Annotated in this window: 11 protein-coding genes and 6 pseudogenes; 12 read left to right on the forward strand and 5 right to left on the reverse strand. The window is 61.5% G+C overall.

The features are described from left to right. Window positions 1-403 precede the first annotated feature (403 nt). Together ACAX43_RS28400 and ACAX43_RS28405 are read right to left on the reverse strand one after the other, a co-directional pair. On the reverse strand, window positions 404-2,572 hold the full coding sequence (locus ACAX43_RS28400) for an ATP-binding protein (protein WP_370711683.1): 2,169 nt from the start codon (window positions 2,570-2,572) through the stop codon (window positions 404-406). Window positions 2,573-2,950: 378 nt separating this feature from the next. Then, window positions 2,951-4,204 carry an EAL domain-containing protein gene (locus ACAX43_RS28405; RefSeq protein ID WP_370711684.1) on the reverse strand — a complete coding sequence of 418 codons (1,254 nt, stop codon included), beginning with the start codon at window positions 4,202-4,204 and terminating at the stop codon, window positions 2,951-2,953. Between the two features lie 2,485 nt (window positions 4,205-6,689). Between ACAX43_RS28405 and ACAX43_RS28410 the strand changes: the two are divergent. Continuing rightward, window positions 6,690-7,554 (forward strand): annotated as a pseudogene (locus ACAX43_RS28410) (SDR family oxidoreductase). 2,570 nt (window positions 7,555-10,124) lie between these two features. On the opposite strand, the pseudogene ACAX43_RS28415 reads toward ACAX43_RS28410, so the two are convergent. Next, window positions 10,125-10,298 (reverse strand): annotated as a pseudogene (locus ACAX43_RS28415) (glutathione-dependent formaldehyde dehydrogenase); the annotation flags it as partial. On the opposite strand from ACAX43_RS28415, the pseudogene ACAX43_RS28420 reads away from it, so the two are divergent. Then, window positions 10,291-10,466, forward strand: a pseudogene (locus ACAX43_RS28420) (glutathione-dependent formaldehyde dehydrogenase); the annotation flags it as partial. The pseudogenes ACAX43_RS28415 and ACAX43_RS28420 sit on opposite strands and share 8 nt — an antisense overlap. Before the next feature lie 240 nt (window positions 10,467-10,706). Here ACAX43_RS28420 and ACAX43_RS28425 read toward each other — a convergent pair. Further along, window positions 10,707-11,172 (reverse strand): annotated as a pseudogene (locus tag ACAX43_RS28425) (hypothetical protein); the annotation flags it as partial. A gap of 509 nt (window positions 11,173-11,681) precedes the next feature. On the opposite strand from ACAX43_RS28425, the gene ACAX43_RS28430 reads away from it, so the two are divergent. Together ACAX43_RS28430 and ACAX43_RS28435 are read left to right on the forward strand one after the other, a co-directional pair. Further along, window positions 11,682-12,218 carry a hemerythrin domain-containing protein gene (locus tag ACAX43_RS28430; protein ID WP_370711685.1) on the forward strand — a complete coding sequence of 179 codons (537 nt, stop codon included), beginning with the start codon at window positions 11,682-11,684 and terminating at the stop codon, window positions 12,216-12,218. Window positions 12,219-13,796: 1,578 nt separating this feature from the next. Next, window positions 13,797-14,741, forward strand: coding sequence for an NAD(P)/FAD-dependent oxidoreductase (locus tag ACAX43_RS28435; RefSeq protein ID WP_370711686.1), 945 nt, complete (start codon window positions 13,797-13,799; stop codon window positions 14,739-14,741). Here the strand turns inward: ACAX43_RS28435 and ACAX43_RS28440 are convergent. Beyond that, window positions 14,693-15,067, reverse strand: a complete 375-nt coding sequence (locus tag ACAX43_RS28440; RefSeq protein WP_370711687.1) for a DUF2934 domain-containing protein — start codon at window positions 15,065-15,067, stop codon at window positions 14,693-14,695. The genes ACAX43_RS28435 and ACAX43_RS28440 overlap by 49 nt on opposite strands. A gap of 902 nt (window positions 15,068-15,969) precedes the next feature. On the opposite strand from ACAX43_RS28440, the gene ACAX43_RS28445 reads away from it, so the two are divergent. The 8 genes and pseudogenes from ACAX43_RS28445 to ACAX43_RS28480 all read left to right on the forward strand — a co-directional run bounded on the left by ACAX43_RS28445 (window position 15,970) and on the right by ACAX43_RS28480 (window position 21,521). Then, window positions 15,970-16,203 (forward strand): DUF2934 domain-containing protein, encoded by a 234-nt coding sequence (locus ACAX43_RS28445; protein WP_370711688.1) that lies wholly within the window; start codon window positions 15,970-15,972, stop codon window positions 16,201-16,203. An 88-nt stretch (window positions 16,204-16,291) separates the two neighbouring features. After that, window positions 16,292-16,479: pseudogene (locus tag ACAX43_RS28450) on the forward strand (acetyl-CoA C-acyltransferase); the annotation flags it as partial. A gap of 224 nt (window positions 16,480-16,703) precedes the next feature. Then, window positions 16,704-17,207: a reverse transcriptase domain-containing protein gene (locus ACAX43_RS28455; protein ID WP_370711689.1), complete on the forward strand. Its 504-nt coding sequence runs from the start codon at window positions 16,704-16,706 to the stop codon at window positions 17,205-17,207. 225 nt (window positions 17,208-17,432) lie between these two features. Next, window positions 17,433-17,897, forward strand: a pseudogene (locus ACAX43_RS28460) (IS6 family transposase); the annotation flags it as partial. Between the two features lie 233 nt (window positions 17,898-18,130). Then, the gene (locus tag ACAX43_RS28465; protein WP_370711690.1) at window positions 18,131-18,817 is read left to right on the forward strand and encodes a GntR family transcriptional regulator; all 687 of its coding nucleotides are present in this window, start codon (window positions 18,131-18,133) and stop codon (window positions 18,815-18,817) included. Window positions 18,818-19,104: 287 nt separating this feature from the next. Continuing rightward, window positions 19,105-19,692 carry an amino acid synthesis family protein gene (locus ACAX43_RS28470; protein ID WP_370711691.1) on the forward strand — a complete coding sequence of 196 codons (588 nt, stop codon included), beginning with the start codon at window positions 19,105-19,107 and terminating at the stop codon, window positions 19,690-19,692. Further along, entirely contained in the window at window positions 19,682-20,560 is an 879-nt protein-coding gene (locus ACAX43_RS28475; protein ID WP_370711692.1) for an alpha/beta fold hydrolase, read from the forward strand. Before ACAX43_RS28470 ends, ACAX43_RS28475 begins: the two co-directional genes overlap by 11 nt. Continuing rightward, a complete protein-coding gene (locus ACAX43_RS28480; protein ID WP_370711693.1) occupies window positions 20,553-21,521 on the forward strand; it encodes a flavin reductase family protein in 969 nt (322 codons plus the stop codon). Before ACAX43_RS28475 ends, ACAX43_RS28480 begins: the two co-directional genes overlap by 8 nt. The last annotated feature ends 34 nt before the right edge of the window (window positions 21,522-21,555 follow it).

Below are 21,555 nucleotides of genomic sequence, written 5' to 3' on the forward strand. Positions count from 1 at the left end.
GCCGGCGATACCTGCGGCGGTGCAGCGGGTGTCTTTGAGACCGTGCCGCCGCAGCAGTCTTGCCGTGCTTTTCGAACTGAGCGGCGAGAAGCTCAGGAACACTTCCGGAGCCCGCCTTGCGCATTATGTGCCAGCGGGTCGTCGATCGCCCGCTCGCACCCTAAATCCTGCATAAATTAGCAGACGTCTGCGTGTCTGCTAACCTCGCCTCAGGATGGGAGGCAGCATGCGACGTGGCGGCAACGGGAACTCGACCCGTTGCGGAACGCCTCAGCCGGCTCAGCCGCGGGTGCACCGGCCGCAGCGGTGGGGGCGCGCTGGCTGAAAAGTCCCTTCGACAGACTATCGGAGAGGCGGGTATGCACGCGAATAGATCCAGATTCTTCTGCCCTCCATAGTCCTGTCACCAGCGCGGATTGACCGGGCCACTGTCGAAGATGAAGGCCTTCAGTTCGTCAACATTGAAAGGCTTGCCAAACATCGGGATGCCGACGCCACGCGCTCGGGTCATTTCCTCGGCATAACCCGTCATCAGCGCGATGCGCGAATGTGGCCACCGGCGCTGAACTTCTTCGGCCAGGTCAATGCCGTTCAGCTCGCCGGGCATCTGAATATCCGACAGGACGACGTCGAACCGGTCTCCCGCGCGCAGGCGCATCAGTGCGCCATCGGCGCTGGACTCGTGAATGACTGCGCAGCCGAACAGCTCCAGCAAGGCGCTCACGCCTGCAGCAACGTGTACGTCGTCCTCGACGAGAAGGACCGCCGTAGAGGATGCCGCTGGACTCGGCGGATCAATCGTCTGCGAGGTTTGCGTCGTTATGGGGGCCCTGCTGCGCGGGAGGTAGATGCTCACGGTCGTGCCGTTGCCGGCTGCACTGTCAATGCGGGCTGCGCCTCCAGCCTGGTCGCACATCGACAGCACCTGAGTCAGGCCCAGCCCGGTGCCGGCCGCGCCGCGCTTCGTCGTGAAAAAAGGCTCGAATGCGTGCCGGGCGACTGGGCCCGACATTCCCGACCCGTTGTCCGAGACAGAAATCAACACATACTCGCCAGTCAGGGCTGCGGTATCGACCGGTGAGGTTAGATTCCGGCACCTGAGCGTCACCCTTCCTGGGCCGCGCATCGCTTCTTTGGCATTGCATGCGATATTGACCAGCGCCGCCTGCAGTTCCCGAGGGTCCACCATTACAGGCCAGACGTCCTGCACCTGGATCAGCAATTCGATGTCGTCACCGAGCGCCACCTGTATTACGGGTCCGTTGGAAGGTAGCCATGCATCCAGGTGAAGCAGCGCAGGAGTGAGGATCTGCTTGCGGGCCACGCTCATCAGTCGCTGTGCCAGTGTCCGCGCGTCAAGTGCCGCTCCTTCCAGCGACACGACCTCCGGTTCGAGGTTGCTGAAGGCCTTCTCGCGAGCGAGCGCCGTGATGCTTGAAACCACCGCAAGCAGATTGTTGAAAGCATGCGCAACATTCGCGACGAGGTTGCCCATTGCGCCCAGCTTCATCAGCTCGCGACTGGCTGCCTCCGCAGAGATCCTTAAGGCCACTTCGTTCTGCCAGTGCCGCCAGGCAAGTTCCTCGGTGCGAAGCTGCAGGAAGGAAAACAGTATCAGCGCCCAGATTGCGGCGCACGGCACGGCGGTGATGGCGGCGACGACCAGGAGATTGCGGGACCAGTCATGAAAAAGAACCTGCTTGTCGTAAGTGGTCGCGACATAGAGCGGGTAGGCACCGGCTCGCCGGAAGCTGACGATCGCTCCCCACGTGACATGTCGTGAGCCGGTCTCGAAGCTGCCGTACAGGACGTTGTCCCGCAGCGCACGGGTGAAAGCCGCGCTTCCTGCTGGCTCGACCGGTCGGTCGCTGTTCGCGACCTGAACCAGCGCGCCTCCGTCGACGCGCCTGTAAAGGCCGACCGACATCCCCGGGCTGCTGCGGATAAGCTGCCGGTAGAAATCAATGAAATAGCTTCGCCGTAGCGCGACGGATACGACGCCAAGAAATGCCCCCCGCTCATCGCTGCGGCCGACGGTCGTGGTTACGACGGTTTCCCCCTTCAGACGCTCGACATAGGGCAGCGAGAAGTATGGTTGTGGACGGAGATCGCGGGCAGCTCTGAAATCGTCGCGGTCGTTGATCGACACCTCGGGCGGCGGTGAATAGAGACTGCTCGCCAGCAGCACGCCGGCTGGTCCATAGACTGAAATGGCAGAAACCTGCGGTGAATCCGCACTCATGTCCGCGAGTCGCTGATGAAGCGGCGCTTCCCGCTGTCTGATTCCGGCAGGTGTGTCGTACCCCAGTACGTCATCCACCCGCCCCGCAATCGCCGTGTTCATCTCGAACACCTTGAGCGCCTGTTCGTGCGCCACGAGCGTCAGCCTGTCCAGTCCTTCGGCGATCGCTGCCAGCCGCCGCTGATAGTCAAAGTAACAGTAGCCGGCGAAACATACTAGCGGGATCGCGACGGAGGCGAGCAGCATGGCCGCGAGGACGCGGCGCATTGCGGAAAAATTTCGGGCCGGAAGCGCCGGTTCGTTCCATAAATGTGGCGTATTGATGGACAAGTGTCGTCTCCCCCCGGGGGCGTTAGCCATCACGAATCAACAATTGCAGGCCGGAGGTCCTTCGCTCCTCGCTCAGGTGTGCGGGACGAGCGGGTTGCCCAACGCGCCGCCAATTTGTTTTGCGGACTCCGGTTGCTGAAAAGCCGGTACGCCAGGGCTCCTGGGTCCGCGTATCCACACGAAAGCGCCAAAGAAGGCGCTATTCTATCGCCGCGTGCCTGTTTGTTCCTTGCCCATTGTCCGCTGACCGGGCGGTTGTTCCCTATCGCCTGCGTCACCCGGTTCGGGACTCTTTGCTTCCGCCGCCGTACGATAGTGACTGCCAGAGCGTGATCGCGGCCAAGATCACCGTTGCAACACCGGAATCGCCATGAACAGTCAGTATGCAAGCGCCACATCCACACCAAAGATCTGCGGCTGACCAAAGTATTGAAGAGCGACGGCAATGGTTAGGCACAACTGGGCGCCGTTCACCGACCGGCTGCGCTGGCTCTGCACAACGTGGCCTGGATGACTGAGGGCAAGCCTGAAGTACTCCCTGTTGTCCCACCTCGCGCTTGCGAACTCCGCCATGGGAGCGAACCGTTGATCAGCCGATTGGGCGTCGGGTCCCCATAACGTCGGTCCGCGTTGCCTTCCGCGCCCATCCAGCACGAAGCAGCCCACGCACCCGGGCATGACCAGCAGATCTGCGAAGCATGTCTGCGGTGGTTTTCCGGCAATCAAGTCGGGAATGGCCCGTCCCAGTGCCGCTGAGAAGCCGTCTGGCGCCTGAGGCGCAGCGATCATGCCGCTCAACCCCTCATAAGCGTCTTCAATTCTGGCGGCGGCGACCCGATCTGCAACCGGAGCGATTTGCGGCGAGCCCAGAAAGAACCCTTGCGCGAAATCGACGTTTGCCTGCACGGTGGCGAGCAATTCGTCGTCGGTCTCAACCCCCTCCGCGACGACCAGAATGCCTTTTTCGTGCAACAGCCGGACGAGATGCGCGAGCAGTTGCCCGTCAATCCCGACCGTTCTCAGAAGAGACTGGTCGAGTTTGACTACATCGGGCCGCAGCCGCACCAGCCGCGCGAGGTTCGAATAGCCGACACCAAAGTCGTCAAGCGCGATCAGGAACCCCGCCGCACGGAATCCTTCGACTGTCATTGCAAGGTCTGTCCCTTCACAGTCCGCGTCTTCAAGAATTTCCAGCACGATTCGCCCGGACGGCAGTCCACATTGTTCCGCACGCGCGGCAAGCCGGCCCGCATAGCCGGGACGCCGCATCGTTGAAGCGCTGATGTTAAGAAACAGCCAGTGGTCGTCGGGCATCGCATGCGCAGAATTTTCAAGGTGCAGCGCGTGGCTTTTCCGGTCGATCGCGCCGAAGATTGTTCCACGGCGATGCCCGGTAAACTCTGCCGGGGTGTGAAGGCTGCCGTCAGCGTGGCTTTCGCGAAGCAGGACCTCATAACCGACGGGTCTTTGATAGGCGAGGCCGTAGATCGGCTGAAATACGGATCGAAAGCACCGTGCGGCCGCCATGCCGTGTTCGGCTAAAAAAATGCTTTCGCGAGAAGAGCCCATTGGCATATTTCCGAAACAGGTTAAATCTTTCAAAGGCTGCGCATTTTTCGCGCCCAGCGTCAACGATTACGGCCAATGCGCCGGATTTTTGAAGGCTGGCTTACACCTAGCCCGCTAGGCGGCTCGTCGGCGCAAGTGAAGAATGGGCGCGCGGAGCGAACGCGATGTCCCGCGCCCCCGGATGATCGGCGCTATCTGCCTCATCTGATCGCTTTTCGAGGGCGTCGACAATGTCCGACGCGCCCGGCGCGACGCTCTGGCGCCCCCAGCAGATTCCTCTCACTTGCAGCGCGGGCTGCCCGCGGTAGATCTAAGGAAGTGCGTCGGCTAGCGGCTTTTCGGCCGCGAGTCGCTCCGACCGGGCCTCTGTCAAGGTCAGTTCAGCCATCTGCCCATTCCGGGGCCCTGCTTCGAAGGGTGCTCGACAGGCGTCGAGCAGGTCTCTCATTTTCCCGGTCGCCGAAAGACTTCCATACCGGATCTCGTCAACAAGTACTCAGGACGGTCAAAGATTTCCTGCGCCCCGAAGCAACGAATACATGTCCAGACGGAACAGCCGACCGACGCCCTTGTGCGGCTCACGTCAAGCGTAAGTTGCGGCACAACCTCAATATGGTGCGGGATCTTCGGCGACATGCTGCGGCGCACCATCCGCAGCCACGAAGGTATCGGATCGATCCGAAAGTTGGCGCACAACGCGTCGTCGCAGTCGAAGCGCAAATCGCATTGACCGAAAGGCCAGCGTCGACGCCATTGAGTCGGTCGGTACGCGCAGCCCATTGACGTGCCCGGAGTGCGGCGGCGTTGTCTAGCGCATCGGTGAAAACGCACCACTTCGCTACCGGTGTCACACCGGTCACGCCGTTCCGCTCTGTCGCTCGAAGAAGTGCAGCGACAAAAGATCGAGTATGCCTTATGGTCTGTCTTCCGCGGCTTGCAGGAGCATTTATCGCTTGCAAAACAGCGGCGACAAACTCGGACGATGCTTCGGAACAGAAAGAGATTGGCGCGCGAATCGAAAGGCTCGCGGTGACCAAGGACGCTGCCTACGACTTGCTGCGCAAAACGTTGGATGACGCGTGCGCACGGCCAGGAATCGGCAGTTGTTTCCTGAGTCGGGCATTGCGCAGCGCCGGGTAGACCAGCGCGGGTCTTCGACCGCGCTTCATGCAAACACTCACGACGATGACGACTCGATTCGCGAAACGATTCGTTCATTATTGCGAAAATCGCCATGTCCGACGCTTTTGCCGCATGAACAATAGACGCTCTCTGAGCGCGACAAGCAGAGCGTTCCGGGCGTCGCCGCGCGTCCTCGACGGCGCACCTTCTTGTTACGGCGCATAACTTCGTAAGGCCGTGAGGCATCGTAAGCGTCTGTTCGCGAAACATTGCGCTTTGCCTGACAACGAAGCGGTGCTATCGTTAAGTTGGCTGCGGCGATTCTCAGACGCTGCAACCTCACCTGGATCTGCTGTTCATCCCCACCAGCAGACCCTGTCGAGCCAAGGTCTCTGCGCCTTGGCTTTTTTTATGTACGTAGTCGGAGGAGGTCCTCGCGACGCACCGTTCTGGCACCTGGCGCCCAACGAAACGATACGTGCCGGATTCTGCCGACCCGCGCCACATGGGAAACGCCCCCCACAAGTTGGGCGGGCAAAAACCTTCGCTTCCGGAGGACCCACGGCAAGCCACCCTGTTCAGGGTTATACGCCTGTCCCCGCCCTAAATGCGTCTGGCAAGGCCGGTTGCCAGCAATCAGCAGCCAGTCGCTTGAGGAGCGGCCCAAGCCAGGGCTATTAAGCGCATCGATCCGGCACCCTCATGCCTGATGAGCGACGGGTTCCATCATGGCGAACGAAGCGCGAGATTTTTCCGTCGAGGTCCCCTAGTCACAGGGCCGGACGCGTGCCGGTCGAGTCATGTACGAAAGCGCAATGCTACGCAAAAGAGACACCTGCGGATCTCATCCAGGAGTGAGCCCCGCCATAGGTGAACATCGTAGCTCGCTTTTCCATTCCACCGGTGTCAGACTCCCTATTCAGTAAGCGGGCATACGCCAGCGGCCTTTGCTGCTGTGGGATCAGCGGAATCAGTGGAGCGGACGGGTTCTTCCCAGGCTGACCATCGCGCCTGCTCGCAGCGCCAGTGCGGTCGCGTCCACGTGACACGCAGATCCGCGCACCTAAGCCGCCGCGTTGCGGTCGCCCGGCAACCGTGCCGCTATAAGCGCCTTGGCAATCCAGCCGGTCGACTAAGCAGATGATCCCAAGAGCGGATTTCGGGGCGTCGCCGCTCGCGGCCAGCGCGGAGCGAAGTACGGGGCGCGGCTGCTCACCGCGCCCCACTCGCAGCGGTGGCCCCGGCTGCCGGACACGGCTCCAGTCGGCGGACCGCATAGTTCGAATGACCGGTGAGCCGAGCTGCATGCCGCACGTTGCGGGTCCGACCGTTGCTTAACCAGGGTGACACCGCGCGTGGCGCGTCGCGTATGGCGGCAAGCGCCGGACGAACGCAACGGGCCCTGAATTCTCACCTGGAGAACGCCATGAGCAAAACCCAACGTCCGGGGCCTCCGATCGATACGCCGCAGCAAAACGCCGTGCCGGGCCGAACCGCCGACATGAAGCCCCAACCGGATCATGGCGAGCACTCGTACAGGGGTTCGGGCCGCCTCGCCGGCAAGGCCACGATCATTACGGGCGGCGACAGCGGGATTGGCCGGGCGGTCGCAATAGCGTTCGCGCGGGAAGGCGCGGACGTGCTGATTTCCTATCTCGAGGAGGACGACGATGCGCGAAACTGCGCGCTGGGTCGAAGAGGCGGGGCGCCGCGCAGTTCTGCTGCGCGGGGATATCGCGGATCCGGCGCACTGCAACGAAATAGTGAAACGCGCCGTAGACGCATTCGGCAAACTCGATGTGCTGGTGAACAATGCGGCGTACCAGATGACGCACGAGTCGCTTGATGATATCAGTGACGAAGAATGGGAACGCACGTTTGATACCAACATCGGCGCAATGTTCCGGATTACACGCGCGGCGGTACGGCACATGCAGCCGGGCGCGGCAATCCTGAACACGACGTCAATCAATGCCGATAAACCAAACCCCGGGTTGCTCGCGTACGCGACCACGAAGGGCGCTGTTCAAAACTTCACTGCGGGCCTCGACCAACTGCTTGCCGAGAAGGGCATTCGCGCGAATTGCGTCGCACCGGGGCCCATCTGGACGCCGCTCATTCCGTCGACAATGCCGCCAGAAAAGGTCCAGCAGTTTGGCTCGCAGGTGCCGATGAAACGGCCCGGGCAGCCGGCAGAAGTCGCGCCGGCTTACGTAATGCTGGCTTCCGACGAGGCGAGTTATATTTCCGGCGCGACCATTGCGGTGACGGGTGGGGCACCGATTCTCTGATTCCGGAAGTCGGCCTGAATACGACCTGCCTACCATATCAAACGATGCAGCGGTTTCAACGGCGACGCGACGTCGGCGTTTGTCTGTCTCAGAGAGGGACATCTCCCACGGCGCCGTCGACGCTGGCGAATTGCCCGCGCATTTTTACCTAGCAGCATATGCCAAGTTCGTCGCCTGGCGGCTCAGTGCGGCCGCACGGAACGGCGCGCTCCAATACGCTCGATCGGTTGTGCCTACCCGGAGCCGGCAATCGCCGGGTCAGTTCTCCGTGTCGAAGCCAGGACCAATCCTGACCTGCCCGACGATACCGACAACGCGAAAAATTCGTGCGAGGGTCCCGTGTCGCACGGGAAAAAATCGTGAGGAGCTAGCGTGCTCGTCTTCGAGGGACTCGAGGATGGGGCGCGAAAAACTGGTCGCGTCCTGAGCGAGCGAATATTTCGCTACTGCGTTTGCGAACAGGTGGCCCGCAAGCGCGGTGCAGCATTCGTCGCCACCGAGCGTCCATGAAACCGCCTGAGGGGTCGCATGGTGCGACGCAGCCAGCAACGGGGAATACCTAGCGACCCGCAAAAAAAGCCACCGAGTACGTCGGTGGCTGCAAGACACACGCACACGGGATGCCACTGTGCGAACCGGGATCATACCTTGTCATAAAAAAATGTCGCCGCGATGCATGCAGGCTGCTGGTGCTTGGCAACGCTGAGACGTCAGGAAGGCTCACAAGGGCGGCCGGTCCGAGGGAGCAAGAAAGAGATGGCAGCCGTTCCGGCTGGTCGGGACGCCCGTCGTCTGCTAGCTGCACGGCAAGAAGTTGCCATTCCTGGCCGGAAGCACGAATTCCGACCTCAGCTGGGGTTGCCTGTTACAGGCGATGCAAAGAAAAAAAAGCGCTCGCTCGCGCGACGCGGCTCCAAATCTGGTTCCGCGCCGACGGCTCGCCGACACGACGGCAGCCGGTGACCAGGCGGGAGAGCTTCGGCGATCTACGCCGAGACAGGCGGGGCTGCGGGCACGACGAATGCCAAGTCGCAAGCGCAGTCCCAGGAGCTCGCGTGCACTTCGCGCCGGAGCACCCGCTCTAAGAGGGGCCGGCGACATTCCGCTCACGCGTCCGTCGTCGTCCAGGCGGCCGACATGTCAGTTATGCGTTCGCCGGGCGCCCCTTACTACGCTGCTAATCGTGGGGTTCAGGGTGTCCGAAGCGGACGTCAAGGTGTTGAGTGCGATGGCATCCCGAACCGCTTCCGGGTCTGAAACCGATCCCGTGACCGGCGCCGATCTGGGGGCCGGCCAGGATGCGCCGGCGGAGTGAAAGCGCTAACAGGAACGACGCCTTCGCCGCCAGCGCAACGCAGGCCAGGGCGGTTCGTTTCTGGGCCCGCGGCGGCGCCGTATGAGTCGCACGACAGCGTGTCTGGACGACGCCCGTTAACGCGCGGTACGCGCCTCGCCACCATGGATCCCGATACTGTGAGACAGTTCTCCAACCGTCTCCTTACCGCAGCTGTCGACGCAACCTTGGCTGCGTCCCACGTATCTGCCACCTCCAAAAGCTGCGGTCCCGGCCATACAGGATGTATAGACGGTTCGCCGGAAGCAGGCTTGGGCCGACGCGGCGTTTTCTCCCGGATCGCTCAGCGAAGTCGTCGATCTCCAGTTGCAGCACTTCCCAGCCGCTGTTATAAAGGCGTTCGCTTACTGGCGGGTACATGCAAGACATCGGTACACGGACGCGCCACGGTTTGTTTGCAGCTACGCGCGCTGAGTTCGAAAACACTCTGGAGACGTTTCTGGACCCGGTCAACATTGCGTCCGCCGCAGCGGTTGCTCGGGAGTCGGCGCGGTCAGCCGCTGCTTGTTGTCCCGGGGAAAGTGGCGGGAACAATCGCTGTCGCTCGGGTAGCGATTGTGGACAGTTCCGAACCCCTAATTCCCGCGGGCAGAGTGCGGGCGACCTCGCTAGATCGGATTGACGTGCGAGCCGACTGATGTTCCTGACCGGCCTTCCGTCGTCATCGGCGTAGGGCATGCGTGCGCATAAGCGGGGATGCGGCCGATGCAAAGCTGGACGGGGACGCAGACAGCAAGTGGGTGAGCGACGACCCCCGAAGCGTGCCGGGAGCGGTTCAAGATGGCCTCGGCGAGAAAGCGCGCGTCCACAGGCTTGGAAAGAAGTTACGCGTCGGTTGCTCGCTTCGATAACAGAAACTGAAGCGGTTGAGGCATTTGAAGGTTACGACTGCGACCGTCCGTCCCATCGTGCGAGGCGTCGGCATCGAACGCTCAAAGCTACGGTGACCGGCTGGCTCAACTGTACGGAGATCATCGGCTCCGAGGCAAAGCCTCGTCTGGAGCCGCTTAAAGGCCGGGTCTTACGCAACTAGCCACGCGGCGACGAGTGCAGATCGAGGTCGTCAATGTTACCGAAGCCGCCGCTTGCTACGTCGAGCAACCGCGCGCAGAAGACCGGATGCGCCTGATGACAACGAACAGGGAGACAACGGGGACCTGCTTGCGCAATTATCGGGCAACGCACAACCAGCCTCACGAAGCCGATCAGCCGGCCTCAAGCGCTCTGCGAAGTCGGCCGTAGCTCCGGGCACCGACAAAATGCCAGCAGGGCGGCACACGTAGAACATTTCCCGCAGGACGTGCGGCCGGTCGGTCTCCAGCATCACCGCCTGCTTGACATGATCGTACATGGCGTCGAATGAACGGGTAGCGTGGGACTCCATGCCGACAACGCACGTCAACCGCTGGACAGATGATCTGTTACGCCGGATTCAGGACGGGCAGATCGATCCCTCCTTTGTTATCACGCATACGGTTCCGCTCGAGGAGAGCCGGGCATGTATAAAATGTTTCGTGACAAGGAGGACGGCTGCATCAAGGTCGTCCTCAAACCGTGAACGTCACGACCTTTTCGGGAAGCACGACTCGCGATGGCCAAAGCAGGCGGTGCGATCACGATCAACTTCGACGAGGAGAGCGTGCTCGACCGTCTGAAAGAACTCACGAATGGTAAGGGTCCGGAAAAATGCATCGACGGGCTTCAATCCGTTCCTGAACGCGGCCGCACCACGGAAGAAATAGGCGCAACAGCCCACAACCGGATGCGCCGCACAGGCGTCGAATTCGTCGCAGATCAGCGTCTGGCCCATCTTCCAGGTAAGACCCTTGTTCATCGAGGCGCCGAATGGAATCTTGTCGATGAGGCCGCCATCGTTTCTGATGAGTCAATGCGCCGGACGTAGTTATTGTCGCCGCCCACTCCGGTACCCGGTCGATGACCACTACCTGTCGGGCTCCCAGAAGCACCGCGCTGCGGATCGCCATTTGGCCGACCGGCCCCGCACCCCAGATGGCGACGGTGTCCTCGGGTTGTATGTCGCAGTTTGCCGCCGCCTGCCAGCCGGTCGGAAAAATGTCGCCGAGGAAAAGGACCTGTTCATCCGTTAGTCCCCCCGGAACCTTGACGTGCGTGGTGTCCGCCATGGGCACGCGCACATACTCCGCCTGTCCGCCAGCGTATCCGCCGGTCAGATGGGAGTACCCGAACAGCCCGGCCGTGCGCTCGCTCGTTCCGCTGGCCCTGTCCTCGATAGACCGATTACGTTCGTCGGACATCGACTGTTCGACAATCGCCGCGGCCGGTGCTTGCCGCGCAGACCGTATTTGAGGTCCTGCGTCGTGCGGCGCTATTACGGACATGCTGCGCCGGTTGCCGGTTGCCGGTTGCCTGGTGTCCCGCTTCGACACCGGCGGCAGATGCAATCACCTTCTGCCGGCTTTCGCTCCGGGAACGCAGAGCGTCGGGCCTCATCTCGCGCGCGCTGGTGTTGCGAACTTATCGCGGCGCTCGCTCCCTCCTTCGCCGTATTGATCACGTCGCCTTATGGTTCCGCGGCAGTATGTTACCGGGGCAACGCTTGCTTAAGCTGGATGGCGAGCGTCACTCGCCGGACGAGAACCGGCGGGTAACTGGTGGTGCGCCAGCCCCACCGATGACCCTCTTTATCCCGAACCTGAGGCGCTAAGCGACCACAGGCCCTTTCGGGCCGTAGGCATAAGGCTTGCTCGAATCGATCAATCCCGGATTCAGCCACATCACCCAAGGAGGTCACATGCAAGCCACGAAACAGAACCAGGCAGAGACCGGCTCCGGCAGCAGCGATGCGCTCACCTTGCTCGAGGCGCAGCATCGCGCAGTTGAGAAATTGTTTACCGCGTTCACGAAGGCGGCCGACGACGACCTCGAAGCGAAGTCGACACTCGCGCAGCGCGCGTGCGAAGAGCTATCAATACATACAATGCTTGAGGAGGAACTGCTTTATCCCGCCGCTCAGGAAGCATTGCCCGACAGCGACATAGTGGATGTCGAAGAAGCGTACATCGAACACTACCTCGTCAAAACGCTAATCGCGAAGTTCGAAACGCTGAAAGCGGGCGACAAAGGCTTCGACGCGACCTTTAAGGTAATGAGCGAGATGGTGGGCCATCATGTCGAGGAAGAAGAACGACAACTTTTCCCTGAACTGCGCAAGTCGAAATGCGATCTCCGCGCACTTGGCGAAAAGCTTGCAAAGCGCAAGGCGGAGTTGCAGGGCGCGCTCGATGCGGTGGGCAGCAAATCGGCAGGTGACAGGACCGAGATGCTTTGAATCGAACAAGGCGACGGCGACGAGAGGCGTCTCTTCAGGGCGCTTTCCTCATCGCCTTGCAATAATCCTGGTTCCCGACGGCAAAATGGCGCTCCAGCCTTTGTCGAGCGACAGACATGATCGTTCGAGGTCCATCCGGGGTTGAAGAACGTGTTCCCAAATGGCTCGTCAGGATCAGCGGCAAACCTGGCGGCCCGTGCGACGATGCTGGAACATACGGAATCCGGCTGGCCTTTTGCTGTATCAATCAATCGCGATCGGATATTCGAGCTTCGACGGCCTCAAGGGACTACTACGCTCGCAAGGCCAGCGGGGCAAGCGCCACAATCAGGCACGCATCGCTCTTTCCAGACGACGCTGCGAGGTGTTTCGCCGTGCTGCGTGACGGTAGATTCGGAGCGCGACCGCAATCTTTTCGCGCGAAATGTTCGCGTAGTCGCTCTCCTCGTTTCTGGCGTGCGTAGGCTAAGGGGCGTGATGCCCATGCCAGTCGCGACTTCAACTCGCGCCGGGCCAAGGTGCTCGCGCAACGCGCTAGATGGCCTCCGGTCGTTCGCGGTTGCGCTCGCGACTTTTTTACCAAACGCTTCATGGAACAGGCTGGTTCCCTTTTACGACTACCCCCCTGTGCGGATCGGCTTTACGAGACTCGCTGGGGCCGGCTCGCTATCCGTATTGCGCTTTCGGCGTGAACTTATTGCACATAAAGGAGCACGCTCAATACACAAAAAGGGCGCATACGACTTTACATTCCTTCCTCTCACACGCCGCGTTTGTCGCACCCCGCCAGTCTGGGTGGTTCATCATCTACCCATTGGCTTTCGATGCGATGACGGAGGTGGTCGGCTTCCTTCTGGATATTCGCGCCAGGCTGGCACGCCCTGCGCATCGGGCTAATGTTCCCACGTCCAGTGCGCATCCGTTATAGGCATGAACCATGCTTGAGAGATCCAGACAGCGCTTGCGATTGCGTCGCGTTAGCCCTTCGCTGTGAAGGGGCCAATCGCGCAGGATCCGCCGCGCGCCCGGTGGTCGGCGGTCGCGAACGACGCTGGCGACCAGCAAGATCATAAATAGCACGCAGCGGGCATGTGGATGCCGAGGCAGAGCAGAGCGCGCTGACAGTCGGAACCGTCAGCGCGGCGCCGTTCGACTTGTACCGTTTGTCATGAGCGATCGCCGCACTATCGACATTTACAGGTATGGCCCGGGCGCCGATAGCCATCCCCACCTGCAGAAGTATGCAACTGAAACGGGCCCTTCTGACCGCGCGCGATGGCCTCCAAACTGCCGAACCGGACGGGCGTCTAAAAAATCTACGGTGGGGACGGCGCAAGGAAGCGGGGCGAAATCCGGCCGCTATCTATATTGAAATTATGAAGTGTACGATTGCACGCATTTTCATTTCAGAAGGACTCCATACGGTCCTGCACCGATGGCTGCGCATCGGGCCCGCAGAGATTCGACGGGGTGGGCCACTGTGCGGACAGGTCGCGCGCGCGGACCCCGAAGGTGGACACAGTATCGTTTTTACACAGGCACGCACCATGTTGCGTGCGCCTTTGGATTATGACCCCGATGACAGGTTTGATCGACTGCGTGGTTGTAGGTGGCGGGCCGGCCGGCCTGACGGCGGCTTTATATCTCGCTCGTTACCGGCGATCAGTGAGAGTCTTCGACTCAGGAGAAAGTCGCGCCCGGCTAATCCCTGTTGCGCGGAACGTGCCCGGTTTCCCATCCGGCACAAGCGGGGCGCAATGGCTGGCGAACCTGCGCGTGCAGCTGATGCCATACGGATTGGTGCCGGAGTCCGCTCGCGTCCAGTCCATCAAGGCTGTCAACGATGGGTTCCGTATCGACTTCCGACCGATGCGCAGCCTTCAGGAAGAAGCGGTGCAGTCGGCATTTGCCCGGCGCGTTCTGCTCGCAGCAGGGGTGCGCGATGTCCTTCCGGTCGTGGCGAATGCCAGCGAGCTTACCCGTCGCGGTCTTTTCCGCCTTTGCCCGATATGCGACGGTTACGAGACCGATGGCCACCGCATTGCGATGTTAGGTCTTGCGAAATGTGCGTTGGGGCATGCTATTTTCATGCGAACCTTCACTCGCGACGTTTCTGTCGTCGCCTCGGACCTTGACACGCTCTCCTGCGCAGAAGTGGACTCCGCTGTCGCTGCTGGCATCAGGTTAATAGAGCTTTGGAGACTGGAGGAACCGGGCGGAGCTGATCATGGAGTGCACATTATCAGCGCAGGCGGTGCTATCCACACCTTCGACTCCGTCTATCCCGTCATGGGCTGCCGCCCGGAGATCGACGTATTGGACGTTGTCATTGAGCGCGACGAAGAGGGAATGGTGAAAACGGACAAGCACCAGCGTACCAGTGTCGAGCATCTGTACGCCGCCGGCGACCTCGTCAATACTCTCAATCAGATTAGCGTCGCCACAGGCGAAGCGGCCATCGCCGCGACGGCGATTCACAAAAGCCTTCCACACAACCCGCGAGGCCCTGACTCACCCGCTTGATTTCTTCCTTGCCGCCGAACGCTCGGCGGCAAGGAAGCGGGGGACGCCCCGTCCGGACCGGTTGGGGCCTTCTTCCTCCGTGACGACGCGCCACCTTTGTTTCCAGCCGGCGCTTTTTCCGTACCCGGTGAATCATTGGATGACGTCGCCGCCTCTTTGCGTGACTGCGCGTTACCCGCCGGGGGCGACGTATTTTTCTCCGGCTCCCGTTCGAACGATGCGCACGCGAGATGCCAATAGTGGTCCGCCTGACCGTCTGGCCTGCCATCAGCTTCCCAAAGTTGAAACGCGCGGATCTCGAGTTCCTGCTTAGTCGGCAACGGCATAGGGTATCTCCGCAAAAGATCAAGACGCTTAGTCTACCCGAGGGTTGCCGCCGCCGGAGCTCCGGGCCCAACCGGGCTCCAGCTCCGCCACGTGGTCTCTGACGTTCGCGAAGCGCCCGCCCGAAGAACTGCAAGTGCAGTGGAAGTGCCCGGTGGCCGACTTGGCAGATGGGGCAGTTTGCAGGCAGCATTTTTGGGGTCACAGAAAGTCGGGCTGGTAAATGACCGGCTCACGACGACGCGGGCGACCTCGCTTCTGGCCCAGCCGCAAGCGTTCGATGCTGCTTCCGCACGCGCCCGCCTAAACAAACTGCAACGCGAACGCGTAAGGTTTTCAAGGTGCCGGCGAACGCAACGGCGGCGTGGCCACTGCTCCTATTCGAAGCGCTCGATCCGTTGCATTTTGGCTCCGGCGGCACGTCGATTGCGGGATCGGGAAGTCCCCAAGCGGGACGTCATGGTGGTGTTCGGGTTCGGCTCGTCTATCGGCGGGCCGTTTTTTTTAGATGGAATGGTCGCATTCCGCGTTAGCGGTCGTCCAGACGCCGCAGCGATCCGGCTACGGTGTCGGCCAGAGTAACGTTTCCGTTTGACATTCCGTTACGGAGAAACCTGATTTCTCGACGTTCTCCTCCAATTGCGGCCTATTTATTCCACACTCGGCGACCCGGTGCAATGTGGCGACACGGGGGTTGTAAGTCCAGCTGCGATCGGAAGGAACCGGGCGGGTGCTGGTCGTCAGCGCCCGGACACACCGTTGGCTGCTGACGACGGCCCAGTAACAGCGCGTCTGCCTGAGCGAGCCCTGTTACCCGCTCTATACTGAAATCGTCCGTTGCTCATTAGGAACGCCAGACGGCGGACGCCGACTCAGCCCGTGCGCCTAATTTTGGGAGGCTCAAATGGATGTATTTGTCACCGAAGAGCAGATCAGAACGCTTGCTTTTAACCTCTGGGAAAAGGCAGGTTGTCCGGACGGGCGGTCCGAGGAATATTGGGAGCAAGCCCGCGAGCAGCTATCCGCCGGAGCGGGAACGGAAGGAGAGCCGTCCGATGGAACCTCTGCCGAATCCAGCTCAAGCCAATCCATCGACCGGGAGGGCGCTTCCGAACGCGAGAAGGAGAGCCTGCGCTAGCGTGCGGGGCGTCACGCCGTCCTCGACCCTCACCGCACCGACCCAACTGCCACTGTGCGGCGGTCGGTCGCGGAGGCGACCGTACAGTTTGGGCATCGACCCTGCACGTTACAACGTGAACGGCGGCGGCATTTCCATCGGACACCCTTAAGGCATGACCGGCGCGCGACTCCTTGGCCATGCATTGATCGGGGGAAAGCGTCGCGGCGTCAAGTGACGACGATGTGTGTCGGAGGTGGTATGGGCGCGGCGGCGCTGTTCGAGGTGGCGCGATGACGAAACTGGTTGCTGAACGCGAGCGCAAAAGAGGCATGAGAGGGCAGCTCTCAGTACACCGTGATCAGAATCGCGGCCGTCCTGCTCAAGGCGGTGCGCAGGCACATCAAGGCGGACTGGATCCTGCTGTATATGAGCGATGGCTGACTGCGCCGTTTGAGACTGCGGACGGAGCGAGACTGCTGCGGGTGCGAGGTACACCTCAGGGCGGAGTGGTCGGCCCGATGCTGATGAATCTGTTCACGCACTATGCGTTTGACACATGGATGCGGCGACACTTCCCGCAATGTCCCTTTGCGCGTTATGCCGATGATGCGGTGGTCCACTGCCGCAGTGAGGCGCAGGCGCAGGAGGTCATGGATGCCATTGCCCCGCGGCTGGCGGAATGCGGGCTGGAGATGCATCCGGAAAAGTCAGGCATCGTGTATTGCAGGGACAGAAGCCGTACTCAAGCCTACCCGAATGTGACCTTTACATTTCTGGGTATCCTGTTTCGTCCGCGAAAGGTGATGACCAGGTCGGGGCAGCTCTCAACGAGCTTTCTGCCCGGCGTGGGTCGTGATGCCCTGAAACGGATGCGACAGACAGTGCGGGGGTGGCGGCTACCTCGTCAGACGTTCAGGTCACTGGTCGAACTGGCCGATCAATGCAATCCCACGATACGTGGCTGGTGGAACTATTACGGGGCTTTCTATCGGACGGCCATGCAGGGGCTCGTCGGCATCTAGACCGCAAGCTCGCCCGCTGGGCCCGGCGCAAGTACAAAACCCTACGACGGCGTAAACGGCGCAGCGACGAGTGGTTGCAAAAAATGAGGAAGGCGTACCCGCGACAGTTTGTGCACTGGCAGTTTCTGGGGCTAAAGGTCGGATAACGGGAGCCGTGTAAATCGAGAGATTTACGCACGGTTCTGCGAGAGGCTCGGGGTGCAATTCCCCTAGCCTACTTACCCCTATCTGAAGATTCGTGGCAAGTGGGTCTATCTCTACCGGGCGGTAGATCGGGCCGGCCAGACAGTGGACTGCATGCTCAGAGCGAAGCGCGATGCAACCGCGGCAAAAGCCTTTTTCAGCAACGCCATCAAACATCAGGGCCAGCCACCGGAGACGATCACGCTCGATGGGTATGCCGCCTCACACCGGGCCGTGCGGGAGATGATCGCTGACGCTCTGCTGCCTGAGGGAACGCATGTGCGCCCGTCGAGGTATCTGAACAACGTGATCGAGCAGGATCATCGAAACATCAAGTCCAGAACGAACGTGATGCTCGGCTTCAAACGGTTCAGGAGTGCCGCGACCACGATTTCAGGCATTGAGTTGATGCACCGCATTCGCAAGGGTCAGTTCGACCTTTCCGCTCTCGGACTCAAGGATACCGCGGCGCCCGCCGTCTGGAATGCTGTCCTATTCAATAAATAAGATATCCTTATTTATCGGAGGCGTCTCGGCCCCACCAGCTATTTGCACCAGAGCCCGGCGACCCACGGTGCAATAGGGCCGCCACCGGCGTTCGACGATTACGCAATCTGCCGCGGCGAAAACCGCCGCACACGCGTGAAGGCGAGATGAACGATAATATGGCATTCCAATCTACGTGCCTGGGCGTATCTAGCGCACAGCATAGCTATCGCCTCATTTCTCTTTTGCCGCCCATGTCAGACCTCAGAATCGACCGCAATGCCAAGACCCTGCGCGAACTTACGCTGGACAAGCTGCGCGGCGCAATAGTGCAAGGGTATTTCCGGCCAGGCGCGCGGCTCGTCGAACGCACGCTGTGCGACGAACTCGGGGTGAGCCGCACCGTCGTGCGCGAAGTGCTGCGGCATCTGGAGACGGAAGGGCTTGTTGAGATCGTCGCGCGGCAAGGGCCGATCGTCGCCCGGCTCGATCCTGAACAGGTCGGCGAAATCTACGAACTCCGCGGCCTGCTCGAAGCCAATGCCGCGCGCGCGTGCGCCGAACAGTCGACGCCCGAACTCGTACGGCAGTTACGCGAGATCCGCGCGGTCATCGAAGACGCGTTCGAGAAACAGGACCTGCTGCAGGTGCTCGACTACACGGAGCGTTTCTACGAAGCGATGTTCGAGGGTGCGCAAAAGAGTGTATCGCTAGCCGTTGTCAAAACGCTGAATGCGCGCATCAACCGGCTGCGCGCACTTACCATCGCCACGCCGGGGCGCGGTGGCGAGTCCAATCGCGAGATGAACAGGCTGCTCGACGCGATCGAGCGGCGCGACGGCGATGCGGCGTCGGCAGCGTCGGCCGAGCACATCAAGCGCACCGCCGAACTGGCGCTGAGCGCGCTCACGCAGCAAAGCGAGATCGTCGGCGACGTCTGAGTCACATTACATTACACCCGTTCCCACGAAGGCCGCCGGTACTCCGGCGGCTTTTGTTTTGCCGGTTCGGCTGGCGGCACGTTCTGTCCTGTCATATTCCGCCGTAGGCATGTTGCATCGCACAAGCGGATGCGCCGATCGCGCTTGGCCGAAAACATACCTGAAACGACGTACGTCATATCATGGTATTCCATAACATCGATTTTCTTGGTGTACGCCGTAAGATGGAATACCATAATCTCAACGAATGACATTCACGGCCTCGGCCCCCTCGTCAGGAGAACGATATGAAGCTGGAAGTGCGCAAGCTGGTCACTTACGTCGAAGAGACTTTTATTGAAGGCGGCAAGGAGGCAGCGCGGCCGTTGAAGCTGTTCGGCGCGGCGGCCGTGCTGCGTAATCCGTGGGCGGGGCGCGGCTTCGTCGAAGACCTCAAGCCCGAGATTCACGCGCTCGCGCCGCAACTGGGCGAAATGCTGACGGCGGAAGTGCTGCGCGTGGCCGGGTCCGGCGATGCGGTCGAAGGCTACGGCAAGGCGGCGATCGTCGGTACGTCGGGCGAGATCGAGCACGCGTCGGCGCTGATTCACACGCTGCGCTTCGGCAACTACTATCGCAAGGCGGTCGGCGCGAAGAGCTATCTGAGCTTTACGAATCTGCGCGGCGGACCGAACTGCCCGATCTCGATTCCGCTGATGCACAAGCACGACGAAGGCATGCGCTCGCACTACCTGACGGTGCAGTTTTCGATCGTCGACGCGCCTGCTCCTGATGAACTGGTGATCGCGCTCGGTGCATCGATCGGCGGCCGTCCGCATCACCGCATCGGCGATCGCTATCAGGACCTGAAGGAGCTCGAGTCCAATGACGCCTGAACTCGCGCCCGGGCGTGGCGTGTTGCGTGGCGAGGCCGCGGGCACGAGCTACAGCGTCTACATGCCGCGGTCGGATGAAGCGCGAACCACGGTCGTGCTGATCCACGGCGTTGGCATGAACCAGACCGCGTGGTTGCCGCAGATCGAGGCATTGACGGCGAGTTACCAGGTCGTCGTGTACGACATGCTCGGCCACGGCGACAGCGCGTTGCCGACAGCCTCACCGACGCTCGACGAATACGCGTCGCAACTGAAAGCGCTGCTCGACGCGATGCATATGGAACGCGCGCATGTGGTCGGGCACTCGATGGGCGCGCTCGTCGCGCTCGAATTCGCGCTGACGCATCCGCAACACACGCTGAGCGTCGTCGCGCTGAACGCGGTATACGACCGCACGCCGGCGCAGCGTAAGGCCGTGATGATGCGCGCCGCGACGCTCGCCGATGCGCCCCTGGATACGGGCGTCGACGCCACGTTGTCACGCTGGTTCGGCGATCCGGTTCCGGGTCATCTGACCCAGGCGGCGCAAGCCGTGCGCAGGCTGCTGCTGTCTGTCGATCCCGTCGGTTATGCACGCACGTACCGGCTTTTTGCCTGCTCGGACGACGCGCACGTCGGCCGTCTCGCCAACCTCGCCGTGCCCGCGCTGTTTCTCACGGGTGCGTGCGATCCGAATTCGAGCCCGGCGATGTCGCGCGCAATGGCGGCGGCCGCGCCGTTCGGCCGCGCGGAGATCATCGCGAACGAGCGGCACTTGATGAACGTCACTGATCCCGAGGGCGTCAACGACCGGCTGCTCGCGTTTCTCGCCGAAGCGTCGGCGAAGGAAGCGCCGCATGAATCGATCAACGGAGAACGCCATGACTGAGCCGATGTTTGACCAACCCACCGAACAGGCTTTCGACATCGCCGAATTTCGCCGCGCGCTCGGCGCGTTCGTGACGGGCGTGACGGTCGTCACGACAATCCAGCCGGACGGCTCGCCGCGCGGCTTCACGGCCAACTCGTTCACGTCGGTGTCGCTCGATCCGCCGCTGATCCTCGTGTGCATCGGCAAGACCGCATCGAGCTATGAAGTGTTTTCGCAGACACGCCACTTCGCCGTGAGCGTGCTTGCCGAAGATCAGAAGTCCGTGTCCGGCGTGTTCGCATCGAAGGCGGCCGACAAGTTCGCGCAAGTCGCCTGGCAGATGCGTGCAACAGGCGCGCCCGTGATGAATGGCGCGGCGGCGACCTTCGATTGCACGACGCATGACGTGGTCGATGCCGGCGATCACATCATTCTGATCGGACGCGTGGTCGATTTCGTTCACACGAGTTCGTCGCCGCTCGGCTACTGCCGGGGCGCGTATGTGAATTTTAGCCTTTCTCAGGACGCACTGGCTGCCGCCGGATCGCGCGCGCAAGTGGGCGCGATTCTCGAACATCGCGATGGACTCGTGCTGCTCGATACGCCCAAGGGCTTGCAGTTGCCAACGGGCCTCAAGCTCGAACCCGCGAGCGATGCGGCGAGTCTGCGCGGCCAGCTGGCGAAGCTCGGCCTTGAAGCGCATCTCGACTTTATCTTTGCCGTATTCGAGTCGGGCAGCGGGCAGTCGTCGAGTGTACAAATCTACTATCGCGGCCGCGTGATCGACAGCGGCGCGGCGTGGATGGACAGCACGATCCGCATTGTCCCGTTGGCGCAGATTCCGTGGAACGAACTTCGGGACGAGGCGGTGCGCTCGATGCTCGAGCGCTACGTGCGCGAACGCAGCGAAGACGCGTTCGGTATCTATGTGGGCGACACGGAAGCAGGCACGGTGCAGCCGCTCGCGCTCGCGCATTGAGGACATCACGGACCCATCCGCCAACGAATCTTGC

It is taken from the genome of Paraburkholderia sp. IW21, from assembly GCF_041321145.1.
GTDB lineage: Bacteria > Pseudomonadota > Gammaproteobacteria > Burkholderiales > Burkholderiaceae > Paraburkholderia.

Coding starts and splice junctions, on each gene's coding strand:
- ACAX43_RS28470 (WP_370711691.1), top strand. CDS start 19,105: ATGAAGCTGGAAGTGCGCAAGCTGGTCACTTACGTCGAAGAGACTTTT.
- ACAX43_RS28475 (WP_370711692.1), top strand. CDS start 19,682: ATGACGCCTGAACTCGCGCCCGGGCGTGGCGTGTTGCGTGGCGAGGCC.
- ACAX43_RS28445 (WP_370711688.1), top strand. CDS start 15,970: ATGGATGTATTTGTCACCGAAGAGCAGATCAGAACGCTTGCTTTTAAC.
- ACAX43_RS28430 (WP_370711685.1), top strand. CDS start 11,682: ATGCAAGCCACGAAACAGAACCAGGCAGAGACCGGCTCCGGCAGCAGC.
- ACAX43_RS28435 (WP_370711686.1), top strand. CDS start 13,797: ATGACAGGTTTGATCGACTGCGTGGTTGTAGGTGGCGGGCCGGCCGGC.
- ACAX43_RS28440 (WP_370711687.1), bottom strand. CDS start 15,067: ATGCCGTTGCCGACTAAGCAGGAACTCGAGATCCGCGCGTTTCAACTT.
- ACAX43_RS28455 (WP_370711689.1), top strand. CDS start 16,704: ATGCTGATGAATCTGTTCACGCACTATGCGTTTGACACATGGATGCGG.
- ACAX43_RS28480 (WP_370711693.1), top strand. CDS start 20,553: ATGACTGAGCCGATGTTTGACCAACCCACCGAACAGGCTTTCGACATC.
- ACAX43_RS28465 (WP_370711690.1), top strand. CDS start 18,131: ATGTCAGACCTCAGAATCGACCGCAATGCCAAGACCCTGCGCGAACTT.